This is a genomic window from Bradyrhizobium sp., from assembly GCF_036009065.1.
Lineage (GTDB): Bacteria > Pseudomonadota > Alphaproteobacteria > Rhizobiales > Xanthobacteraceae > Bradyrhizobium.
Map to the genome: position 1 here is coordinate 1 of NZ_DASYMN010000449.1, position 1,666 is coordinate 1,666.

2 protein-coding genes are annotated in these 1,666 nt (G+C 62.3%); one reads left to right on the forward strand and one right to left on the reverse strand.

The features are described from left to right. The first annotated feature begins 186 nt into the window (after positions 1–186). Positions 187–1,250, forward strand: a protein-coding gene (locus tag VGP39_RS26795) for an IS630 family transposase (protein ID WP_327571112.1) whose coding sequence is annotated in 2 segments (ribosomal slippage) — positions 187–679 and positions 679–1,250 — 1,065 coding nt in all. Because the reading frame shifts where the segments join, the coding sequence is not laid out codon by codon here. A gap of 92 nt (positions 1,251–1,342) precedes the next feature. Here VGP39_RS26795 and VGP39_RS26800 read toward each other — a convergent pair. Continuing rightward, positions 1,343–1,666 (reverse strand): hypothetical protein (locus VGP39_RS26800; RefSeq protein ID WP_327571113.1); only part of this gene is annotated, 324 nt, incomplete at its 5' end.

The following is a 1,666-nucleotide window of genomic DNA, read 5'->3' on the forward strand; positions in this document are numbered from 1 at the left end:
CGCACGGCTTTTCAGAACCGAAGAACAAGGCGGAAGAGCGTGCTATTACCCAGGCCAAAGCGACCACCGGACGCACGCTCAAGGAGCTGTTCGGGGTTTAATACTGAGTCTCTGAAATTATGACTCGTGGTCGATTCCCAGATTGAGGCGAGTCAGATTCAAGATGGCGAACCCAGGAGGTTCGTCATGTCGGTTCCGATACCATTGCGCCGCGACTTCGATGCACCACAGCTTCGCGGTTTGGCGAGGAAGAGCAAAGACGGGGCTCAGGCTCGACGGCTTCTGGCACTTGCCGCGATATATGATGGCGCGACGCGCACCGAGGCGGCCAAGATTGGCGGGGTCGGCCTTCAGATCGTCCGCGACTGGGTCTTGCGCTTCAACGCGCGGGGTCCTGATGGTCTGGTGGATGGCAAGTCGCCGGGTCACCCACCCAAGCTCAATGATGCCCAGCGCCAGGCCATCGCCCGCATGATCGAAAGTGGCCCGATCCCTGCAGTGCATGGTGTGGTGCGCTGGCGGCTGATTGATCTGGCGCAATGGATCTTCGAGGAATTCCGCATCACGATCGCCAAGCAGACACTCAGCCGCGAGCTTCGGTCTATGGGCTACCGCAAACTGTCTGCCCGACCGCGCCACCACGCTCAAGCGGCGGGTGCGATTGAGAATTTTAAAAAAGCTTCCCGGAACGTCTGGAGACGGTCGCGCGCGCGAAAGGCGTCGACTGCGACGCGATAGAAATCTGGTTCGCCGATGAGGCCCGTATTGGCCAAAAAAACAAGATCACCCGCCGCTGGGCCAAGCGCGGCACCCGCCCGAGCGCGCCGCGCGACCAGCGGACCGCTTCCACCTACATCTTCGGCGCGGTCTGTCCCAAGCAGGGCAAGGGCGCAGCCTTGATCCTGCCGGCTTGCAACAGCGAGGCGATGAACCTGCATCTTGCGGAGATCGCCAAAGCGATCGCGCCCGCGGCTCACGCCATCCTCCTGGTCGATCAAGCTGGCTGGCACTTGTCGAGCCGCCTCGTCGTGCCGGCCAACATCACCATCATTGCGTTGCCGCCAAAATGCCCCGAGCTCAATCCAGTCGAAAACGTCTGGCAATTTATGCGCGACAACTGGCTCTCCAATCGCGTCTTCCAATCGTACGACGATCTCGTCGATCACTGCTGCACGGCCTGGAACAAGCTCGTCGATCAGCCCTGGCGCATCATGTCAATCGGACTGCGCCAATGGGCGCACGGGTTCTGATCAATGAGACCCGGTATTACGGCGCTCATGCGCCACTTCACCTTTGCAGGAGACACGGCTGATCTCGATGTAGTCCCTGAGCCGACCGACGATCAGGTGGATGAAACGATATACCTCACATGCCCCACGCTGGCTTCGTCAGCGTGCTGGCATTCGCAGCCCTGGTGCCCGACGCGCAGGTGCTTGGCACCGATCAGTTCCCGGCGCCTGCCGCCCCCCGGTAGCCCCCGGTTCGACGACGCCCGGAAGAGGGACATGCGCGGGTTCGGCCACCGCCCCTCCACCGCCGCCAATTCCAGATGCGCCAGACCCGCCGTTGCCGCCGTTTGCGGAAGTTGGGTTGCCTTCCGCGCCGGTGATGCCACCGCCACCGCCACCGGCGCTGGACTGTGACGATCCGCCGGCAACACCAAGCC